The organism is Roseibium sp. (genome assembly GCF_050301095.1).
Lineage (GTDB): Bacteria > Pseudomonadota > Alphaproteobacteria > Rhizobiales > Stappiaceae > Roseibium.
In genome coordinates, this window is sequence record NZ_JBNKYW010000214.1 from 1 (window position 1) to 9323 (window position 9323).

General features: G+C 61.3%; 8 protein-coding genes. 2 read left to right on the plus strand and 6 right to left on the minus strand.

Annotation, left to right across the window (positions count from 1 at the left end):
- Positions 1-185: ATP-binding cassette domain-containing protein (locus ACQY7U_RS19030; protein ID WP_428647833.1), on the minus strand; the 185-nt coding region annotated here is incomplete at its 3' end.
- Between the two features lie 63 nt (positions 186-248).
- Positions 249-884: an arylformamidase gene (kynB, locus tag ACQY7U_RS19035; RefSeq protein WP_428647836.1), complete on the minus strand. Its 636-nt coding sequence runs from the start codon at positions 882-884 to the stop codon at positions 249-251.
- A 457-nt stretch (positions 885-1341) separates the two neighbouring features.
- Between kynB and ACQY7U_RS19040 the strand changes: the two genes are divergently transcribed.
- Positions 1342-3399: a putative bifunctional diguanylate cyclase/phosphodiesterase gene (locus ACQY7U_RS19040; protein WP_428647838.1), complete on the plus strand. Its 2058-nt coding sequence runs from the start codon at positions 1342-1344 to the stop codon at positions 3397-3399.
- 16 nt (positions 3400-3415) lie between these two features.
- On the opposite strand, the gene kynU is transcribed toward ACQY7U_RS19040, so the two are convergent.
- On the minus strand, positions 3416-4636 hold the full coding sequence (kynU, locus tag ACQY7U_RS19045) for a kynureninase (RefSeq protein WP_428647841.1): 1221 nt from the start codon (positions 4634-4636) through the stop codon (positions 3416-3418).
- Between the two features lie 250 nt (positions 4637-4886).
- Here kynU and ACQY7U_RS19050 point away from each other — a divergent pair, with 250 nt between their 5' ends.
- Complete coding sequence (locus ACQY7U_RS19050; protein WP_428647844.1) at positions 4887-6281, plus strand: L-serine ammonia-lyase; 1395 nt, start codon at positions 4887-4889, stop codon at positions 6279-6281.
- 28 nt (positions 6282-6309) lie between these two features.
- Here the strand turns inward: ACQY7U_RS19050 and ACQY7U_RS19055 are convergent, their stop codons facing one another.
- The 3 genes from ACQY7U_RS19055 to ACQY7U_RS19065 form a co-directional block, all read right to left on the minus strand.
- Positions 6310-6927 carry a GntR family transcriptional regulator gene (locus tag ACQY7U_RS19055; RefSeq protein WP_428647846.1) on the minus strand — a complete coding sequence of 206 codons (618 nt, stop codon included), beginning with the start codon at positions 6925-6927 and terminating at the stop codon, positions 6310-6312.
- Positions 6928-7076: 149 nt separating this feature from the next.
- The gene (locus tag ACQY7U_RS19060) at positions 7077-8162 is read right to left on the minus strand and encodes an anhydro-N-acetylmuramic acid kinase (RefSeq protein ID WP_428647848.1); all 1086 of its coding nucleotides are present in this window, start codon (positions 8160-8162) and stop codon (positions 7077-7079) included.
- The coding region (locus tag ACQY7U_RS19065; RefSeq protein ID WP_428647850.1) for an aminotransferase at positions 8159-9323 on the minus strand (1165 nt) is incomplete at its 5' end. The genes ACQY7U_RS19060 and ACQY7U_RS19065, both read right to left, overlap by 4 nt.

Consider the following 9323-nt stretch of genomic DNA (forward strand, 5'->3'; position numbering starts at 1 on the left):
CCCAGGAAACGGATCCTGCCGCTGGTCGGCTGCAAGGCTCCGGCAATCAGGTTGAAAAGGGTGGTCTTGCCGGCACCGTTGGGCCCGATCAGACCGGTGATGCTGCCTTCTTCGACACGGAACGAGCAGCCGTTGACCGCCCGGAAACCGCTGAAATCCATCACGAGCTTGTCAAGCTCTAGCATTCATGCTCCTTGCCGCCCCCCAGAAGCGGTCTTGTCTTGTCTTGGCCGCGGCTGCCTTCATGGTCAGTCTTGGTGGAGCGGGCGCAAGATGGCCCGCACCGGCGCGGCGTCCAGCCCTTCTAACTTCATTGGCAGAGCAATCAACTCATAATCACCGGGTTCAACAGCAGAAAGGTCAAGATTTTCCAAAATCCGCAAATCCCGGAAACGGGCAATTCCGTGACTTGGCAACTCTGTCGAGGTTTCCGGATCAACCGAGGGCACATCCACGCCGATCAGCTTCACGCCGCAGTCTGCCAGAAGGGACATTGTTTCCGGGGCGAGTGCCCGAAACCCTTCCGGCCAGACCATCGGATCGGTCCGGTCCGCCAGACGCAGCAGCAGCCGGGGCGGACAGTCCCTGACGTGCGGCGCCAGAAGATACGCAGGACACAAGGCTTCCGGGCCACGCGCATCAATGACCCGGGCCGGTCCGATGAAATCGGCCAGATCCAGCTCATCGACCGCAAGACCGTTGCTGTCGTAGTGAAACGGTGCATCCGCATGCGCACCGCAATGGCAGGACATGGAAAACTCGCCGACATTCACCGGACAGTCGTCCGATATCTCACTGGTTTTCGCAGCCTGGTAGGGCGCATCGCCTGGGAAAACCGCCATACCCGCCCGAAGTGGCGGTGTAATATCCAAAATGCTTTTCATGAAAACGCCTCCGCTGCCGGAAAGGTCTTTACGTCAGTTCCGGCGAGCCTCCTTCCACCGGCGGCCTCAGATTGGCACCCGGGCCCGAAACACGCCAGTGAATTCGCCGACATACGCAACACCGGCAGAAAGCTTCGACAGATCAAAAATCCACCAGGACGAGAAGTCAAAACCAATACACCTATTGTAATTTTTCGCCATTCGAAGAATTGAACCAACAAAAATAAGGCAAAATGACAGGTATTGTTAAGTTTCCCAAAGCTTTTTCACATTTTGAATTGAACGGTCATTTCCCGACATTTAACATTGGCCCCGCCCGGAACTCCTTGTTCCGGCGGGCAAATGGCGTCGCGGCATCCGGGGCGAAGGTCTGCGGGAGAAATGTCGGGGCCGCACTGCCTCGAACCGATCGCGGAGAAGCAAACTGCCGGAACATCTTGATCTTACCGAGACGCCAATGAGAGAACCGGGCCAGCCTCCGCTGACCCTGCGTTCGAGTTACGCCGGCGGCAAGGTGGATCTGGACCTGCTGATGTCGCTGTTCGACAGGCTCGACACCGGGCTTTGGATCTTCGATATCGATCACATGCGGGTTCTGTGGGCCAACCAGAAGGCGCTTGAGATCACGCAATCAGCCTCGCTGGAAGAGCTGCAAGCGCGGGACATGGCGGCCGACATGTCCCATTCCGTGGAACAGCGCCTGCGCCAGTATCAGCAGGACTTCTGCAAGCAGGATGTCAGCTTTTCCGAAATGTGGACCCTTTACCCCCAGGGCGAGGCAAAGGTTCTGCAGGTCATCATGAGCGGCATCAGGCTAACCGACGGGCGCATGGCGCTGCTGTGCGAAGGCCGTCCGCATCATGAACAGCAGCCCGAAACGCTTCGTAGCTCGGAAGCGCTGATGCACACGCCGGTGATGATCTCGCTTTTCTCCAGGGATGGCCGTCCGCTTTACCGGAACACCGCAGCCCGGGCGACCTGCCTGTCGCTCGACACGACATTCGAAGGCCAATTCGAAGCTCCAAGGGAAGCCGCCCCCTTGCTGGGCCTGGCCGAAAGCAAACGCACGGCCCGCCGTGTCGCCCGTGTCAAGACGAACGCCGGGCTGCGCTGGCATGAACTGACCGTCCGGGCCTGCCACGACAGCGTAACCGGACAGCCTGCCTATCTCGTCAGCGAGATCGATGTCACCGAATTGCACGAGACCAAGGAGCGGGCGCAGTATCTTGCCAGTCACGATGCCCTGACGGGTCTCTCCAACCGCACCTATCTGAAGGAAAGACTGGCCCAGGTTCTGCAGGACGCCTCCGGCGAGGGCAAGGCCGCAACGCTTTACCTGGTGGACCTCGACGACTTCAAGATGGTCAACGACTCCCTGGGCCATGCCGCCGGCGACAGCCTGTTGCAGCTGGTTGCGGCCAAACTGATGGAGCTGGCTGGACCGGACGATATCGTCGCCCGTCTGGGAGGCGACGAATTCCTGATCTGCCATTTGGAAAAGTCAGGCAGCCACGAACCTGACTGGTTCGGTCAGTCGCTATTGCGGGAATTCGCGAGGCCGCAGCTGATCGACGGCAAGCCGAAAACCGTCGGCCTCAGCATCGGCTACACCCACTATCCGGAAGACGGCGAAAACATCGGCGAACTCATGCGCCATGCCGATCTGGCTCTCTATCAGGCCAAGACGGACCCGAAGCAGAAATGCGTGAGGTTCCGCGAACGCATGCGCCTCTTGCGCGACGAGCACAAGGCGATCAAGAAGGACCTGGAACGCGCAATACGCGAAGACGAATTCCTGCTCTACTATCAGCCGATATCCTGTACCCGGTCTGACCGGGTCGTGTCCGCCGAGGCCCTGATAAGATGGCAGCATCCAGAGAAGGGACTTGTGCCGCCGGACAAATTCATCCCGATCGCGGACGAGACGGGCCTGATCAACGACATCGGCACATGGGTCTGCCGCAACGTCGCGTCCATGCAGCGGCGGCTGGAAAGCATGAATATCCACATACCGCTGTCGCTGAATGTCTCGCCAAGACAACTTTCAGACCCGCATTTTGTCAGCTGCATGCAGGCGTTGCCGGAAGAAACCGGGTGCGATCCGGGCCTGATTTCCCTGGAACTGACGGAATGCGTGCTTTTGGGCGACATTCCGAACGCGCTGGAAACCCTCTCCGCCCTGAAGCAGGCCGGCTACCGGATCGTCATCGACGATTTCGGTACCGGCTATTCAAACCTAGCTTATCTCCACAACTACCCGATCGACGGCATCAAGATCGATCGGGTGTTCATGGAGGAGGTGGCCACCGGGGGAGCCATCGTCAAACTTATCCTGTCGCTGGCAAATGCCCTCGGGGCGGAAGTCGTCGCCGAAGGGGTCGAAACCATCGAACAGCGCTCCTGGCTATCGAAGAACGGCTGCAACCGGTATCAGGGTTTCCTTTATTCCAGGCCGGTGCCTGAAGACCGCTTCCTGTCCATGCTCGAAACCCAGATGCGCATCGCGGCGATGTAGGACGGGACGCGCCGGATCAGGTCACCTTGGCGCGGGTCTTGAATTCCGGCCGGTTCCAGCTTTCCGTCTCCAGGATCTCCGCCAGGATCGACACCGCGTCGACGATGTCCTGGTGCGACAGGTAAAGCGGGGTGAAGCCGAAGCGCATGACGTCCGGCGCCCTGAAATCACCGATCACGCCGCGCGCAATCAGCGCCTGCATCACCGCATAACCTTCCTCGAAGCGGAAGGACACCTGGCTGCCGCGTTCTGACGGGTCGCGCGGGCTGGCCAAAGTCAGCTGCGGGCATTTGGCCTCCACCTCGGCAATGAACAACTCGCTTAAAGAGATGGACTTGGCGCGGATGTCGGCCATGTCGACATCCGCGAACACATCGAGCGCCGCATGAAGGCTTGAGAGCGCAAGAATGGCGGGGGTTCCGACCGTCATCCGGCTGACGCCCGAGACCGGGCGGTAGTCCAGATCGAAGGCAAAGGGTGCCTCATGTCCCATCCAGCCCGTCAGCGGCGAGGTGACCCTGTCCTGATGTTCCGGGGCCACGTAAAGGAATGCCGGAGCGCCCGGTCCTCCGTTCAGGTACTTGTAGCCGCAGCCGACGGCGAAATCGGCCCCCGCCCCCATCAGGTCAACCGGAATGGCTCCGGCAGAATGTGCAAGATCCCAGATTGCAATCGCCCCGGCTTCATGGGCCTTGCGGGTCAGTTCCGCCATGTCATGCACACGCCCGGTCCGGTAATCGACCTGGGTCAGCATCATCACCGCAACATCTTCGGTGATGGCGCCCTCGACCTCTTCCGGGGCGACGATCTTCAGCTCATGCCCCTTGTCCAGAAGCGCCGCCAGGCCGGAGGCGACGTAAAGATCGGTCGGAAAATTGCCGTTGTCCGACAGGACAACCTTGCGACCCGGTCGCAGGGACAGGGCAGCGGAAAGGACCTTGAAAACATTGACCGAGGTGCTGTCACAGGCAACGACCGATCCGGCCGGGGCCCCGATCAGGCGCGCGATGCGGTCGCCGGTCCGGGCGGGCAGATCGATCCAGCTATGGGTATTCCAGGCCCGGATCAGGCTCGTGCCCCATTCTTCCGTCACGACCTCGGCAATGCGCGCCGGCACATGCTTGGGCATGACGCCGAGCGAGTTTCCGTCCAGATAGATGACGCCTTCAGGAATATGAAATGCGTCTTTCTTGGATCTCAAAACGTCGGTCACGTCGGAAGGATGCTGCGCGGTCATCTTGTTCTCTTTGGTCTGATTGCGGCTTGGCTCAGGAAAGGAGCCGCAAGCTACCAAAGCCGCATTTCCCGAACAATAGGTTCTGCGGGCAATTCTTCCCGCCCGTCATGCGAACCTGAAAGAGCGTTCCACCAGAATGTCGCAAATGACACATAAATGCGCGTTTGAATGCACATACTCACAACGCTATCTGTTACCTTAAGCGCCGGCCCCAACAGGTTCGGAAAACAGAGAAACCGGTCCCGATCACATGTTCATCAGTGTCTTCGACATCTTCAAAATCGGCATTGGCCCGTCCAGTTCGCACACCGTCGGCCCGATGGTTGCCGTTCACCGTTATCTTGACCGGGTGCGCGGCCTGGCAGGCGCGGAAGCCGCGGCATCCCGGATCACCGTCACCCTGCATGGTTCACTCGCCTTCACCGGCAAGGGCCACGCGACGGACAAGGCCGTCTGTCTCGGCTTGCTCGGCGCCAGGCCCGACACGCTCGACCCCGACCAGGTGGAGCCCATGCTGGAAGACCTGAAACGGGCTCGGAAACTGCGGATCCCCGGCCTGCCCGAACTTCAGTTCGATCCGGAGAAAGATGTCGTCTTCGACTACGGCCCGGCACTGCCGCTGCATGCCAACGGCATGACCTTCCATCTGCTGGATGCAGCAGGATCGGTCGTCGACACCTTTGTCTATTACTCGATTGGCGGCGGCTTCGTGGTCAGCGAGGCGGAACTGCGCAAGACCACCAACGAACCGGTCAACGAACTTGCCACGCAGGATGTGCCCTTCCCCTTCTCCACAGCCAAGCAGATGCTGGAAATGGGCCGCGAGGCAGAACTTTCCATCGCCGAGATGAAGCTGCGGAACGAATGCTGCGACAAGCCCCGCGAAGAGGTGGAGACCGGCATCGACCGGCTCTGGTCGGCCATGGATTCGTGCATCAACCGGGGCATTACCCAGACTGGCATCCTTCCGGGCGGCCTGAAGGTCAAGCGGCGCGCCGCCGACATCTACCAGAAGCTCATCCGTGAAGGCCGCAACAACCCGCCGTTCGAGCACAACGTGGTCGACTGGCTGGGTGTCTACGCCATGGCGGTCAACGAGGAAAATGCTGCCGGCGGACGGGTCGTTACGGCGCCGACCAACGGCGCGGCAGGCGTCATTCCGGCGGTGACCCGCTACTATCTCGACCATTGCCCGGGTGCCGATCAGGCGGGCATCCGGACCTTCCTTCTGACGGCGGCCGCTGTCGGCGGCATCATCAAGGCCAATGCCTCGATTTCAGGCGCTGAAGTCGGCTGCCAGGGCGAAGTCGGCTCTGCTTCCGCCATGGCCGCGGCAGGCCTTTGCGCCGCGCTCGGCGGCACCAACGAGCAGATCGAAAATGCTGCCGAGATCGCTCTGGAGCATCACCTCGGCATGACCTGCGACCCGATCGCGGGCCTGGTGCAGGTGCCCTGCATCGAACGCAACGCCCTTGGCGCCGTGAAGGCGGTCACGGCCGCGTCTCTCGCCCTGCGCGGCGACGGTTCGCATTTCGTGCCGCTGGACGGCTGTATCGAGACCATGCGCCAGACGGGCATGGACATGATGGAGCAGTACAAGGAAACCTCCAAGGGCGGCCTTGCCGTCAACATCGTGGAGTGCTGACCCGCAGGCTCCTGGGCTTGATGACAGGTTAAATCTGCTGCAGCCGCGTCTTGTGGGCGTGGGCAATGTGCAGCCGGGCGGCGGCCTCCGCTGCCGCACCGTCCCCCCTTGCAATCGCGTCGACGATGGCGGCGTGTTCCTCCACCGCCGTCTCGCGCCGCTCGGGCGTGTCCAGCGTCGTACCGGCCATGAGGATCAGTGACAGGCGCAGGTGGTCGATCTGGTCGACCAGATAACGGTTGTGGGAGGCCAGGCACAGGCGCCGGTGGAACTCCCGGTTGGAGCGCACCAGACTGTCCTTGTCGGCAATGCGCTTGCGGTCGGCCACCACCAGATCCTGCAGGATTTCGATCTCCGGCTCCGAGGCGTGCTTGGCGGCCAATCCTGCCGCTGTTCCCTCCAGCACCTCGCGCATGAAGTAGACTTCGTTGATCTGGCCATGATCGAGCGTCGGGATCACCATGCCCCGGTTGGGCTCGTGAACCGCCAGCCCCTGCGCCTCCAGGCGCTTCAGGCCTTCGCGGATCGGCGTTCTGGAGACGCCGAACTCCTCGGCCAGATCCGCCTCCCGCAGCCGGTCGCCGGGTTTGAGCACCCGTTCTTCGATTAATTGGATAAGCCGCTGGTAGATTTCAGAACCGTTCATGAAATCTGGTTAGCGGCTGGACGGGATTTGCGCAAGAAAAACACTTTGCCAACATTGTTTGACAGACAGTTCCAGCGAGCCGGTTCTTCCGCTGAAGGAACAAAGCGATTGCACGAGGGTTACCCCACCCCTTAATGCGAACACAGCAGTCACGTCCGGGGCAGATAAACCTTGCCCCCGATAACAGGCTTGCGTGCACCGGTCGTCTCCGGAAACGTCGTCGGCAGTCCGGCCTTCAGCCGTGCCCCCAGAAACGCCATTGCCTGGGCTTCCAGCGCGTCGCCGTCGATCCGGAAATCGTCAGCCGGAAGGACCTGTCCCGCCAATCTCTTCTGCAAGGCAACCATCAAAACGGGATTATGCCTGCCGCCCCCGCAGACCAGCCAGAGCTTCGGCCGGGCCGGAAGCAAAGCTTCCGCCATTACTATGGCTTCGGCGGTAAAGGCCAGCAGGGTCGCAGCGCCATCCTCAAGGCTCTGACCTTCGACGAAATCGCCGGAAAAGCTGTAGCGGTCGAGGGATTTGGGGCCCGGTTCGCTCAGGAAGGGATGGGAAAGCGCCTGTTTCAGCCGCCGTTCGTCGACCTGGCCCTTTGCCGAGATCGCCCCGCCCGCGTCATAGTCGCCGGCGCCGTGCCTGCGCACCCAATCGTCGAGAAAGGCATTTCCCGGCCCGATGTCGAAGGCCAGCAGCCGGTCGCCGTCAATGTAGGTCAGATTGGAAACCCCACCAATGTTCAGAAAACACAGTGGTTCCCTCGCTGCACCGACCAGCGTCTTGGCCAGCGCCTGATGATAGACCGGCACCAAGGGTGCGCCCTCGCCGCCGGCTTTCATGTCGGTCAGACGTACGTCGCCGATTACGGCCAGGTTCAACGCATCGGCAAGCGCCTGCGGATCACCGAGCTGGACGGTTTCACCCGCCCTGGGATCGTGCCAGACGGTCTGGCCATGAAAGACGACGGCGTCCGGCTTGAGGTTGTGCTTCTCCAGGAAGGACTGGATCGAAGTAGCATGATCCTGCGTGACGGCAGCGGCGATTTCGGGCCAGTCTTCGCGGTCCGTTCCCTTTTTCGCCGCTGTTTCCAGCACGAGCCGTCTTGTTTCGGGCCGATAGGGGCAAGTCTCCGACGGGCCGAAACGGCTGACCCTCACGCCATCCGTTTCGATCTCCGCCAGATCGATGCCATCAGCGGAGGTGCCGCTGATGGTCCCGACGATCGACCAGCCCGTCACAGGCTGTCCGCAACGTCTTTCAAGGCCGCTTCGGCGATATCGAACATGTCGTTCACCTGCGCCTCGGTAATCACCAGCGGCGGGCAGAAGGCCAGCGCGTCGATCATGTTGCGGGAAATCAGCCCCTTTTCCAGGAAGGCCGCATTTGCCTTGCCACCGAGCGCGCCCGGCGTCGCGGCAAAAGCCTCGTGCCCGATCTCGACGGCCCCGATCAGGCCGATGCCGCGGGTTTCGATAACCAGCGGGTTTTCCGCCAGACCGGCAAGCCGCTTCTGGAAAGTCGGCGCGATCGACTTGACGTGGCCGACAAGGTCCCGCTCCTCGATGATTTTCAGGTTCTCCAGCGCGACGGCGGCCGCAACCGGATGGCCGCTGCCGGTGTAACCATGGCCCAGAACGCCGATCTTGTGAGATTCGTCCGCGATCGGCTGATAGACGTCATCATTGATCAGGAGCGCGGAAATCGGCTGATAGGAAGACGACAGCGCCTTGGAGAGCGTCATGATGTCCGGCTGGAGATTGTAGGTCTCGGTGCCGAACATGTTACCCGTCCGCCCGAAGCCGCAGATCACTTCATCGGCGATGAAGAGAATGCCGTATTTCTTCAGGATCGGCTGAACTGCTTCCCAGTAACCTTCCGGCGGCACGACCACACCGCCCGCGCCCATCACCGGTTCGGCAATAAAGGCGGCAACCGTTTCCGGACCTTCGGCGAGGATCAGGTCTTCCAGGTCCTGCGCGCAGCGTCTGGCGAAATCCGCTTCGCTTTCACCGTCTTTTTTCATGGTGCGGTAATGCGGGCTGGTGGTGTGCCGGATCTGCGGCAACGGCAGATCGAAGGAACGGTGGTTGTTCGGCAGGCCGGTAAGGCTGGCGGAGGCAATGGTGACACCGTGATAGCCGCGCACCCGGGAGATGATCTTCTTGCGCTCCGGCTGACCGAGCGCGTTGGAGCGGTACCAGATCAGCTTGATGGCCGTGTCGTTGGCTTCCGAGCCCGAGTTGGTGAAATAGGCCTTGGACATCGGCACCGGCGCCATCTCGACCAGCTTCTCGGCCGGTTCGATCGACGGTCCGTGGTTCTTGTGGGTGAAGGTGTGGCAGTAGGGCAGCTTCTCCATCTGGCGGGTTGCGGCCTCTACCAGACGCTTTTCGCCAAAG

Coding starts and splice junctions, on each gene's coding strand:
- ACQY7U_RS19050 (WP_428647844.1), top strand. CDS start 4,887: ATGTTCATCAGTGTCTTCGACATCTTCAAAATCGGCATTGGCCCGTCC.
- kynU (WP_428647841.1), bottom strand. CDS start 4,636: ATGACCGCGCAGCATCCTTCCGACGTGACCGACGTTTTGAGATCCAAG.
- kynB (WP_428647836.1), bottom strand. CDS start 884: ATGAAAAGCATTTTGGATATTACACCGCCACTTCGGGCGGGTATGGCG.
- ACQY7U_RS19040 (WP_428647838.1), top strand. CDS start 1,342: ATGAGAGAACCGGGCCAGCCTCCGCTGACCCTGCGTTCGAGTTACGCC.
- ACQY7U_RS19055 (WP_428647846.1), bottom strand. CDS start 6,927: ATGAACGGTTCTGAAATCTACCAGCGGCTTATCCAATTAATCGAAGAA.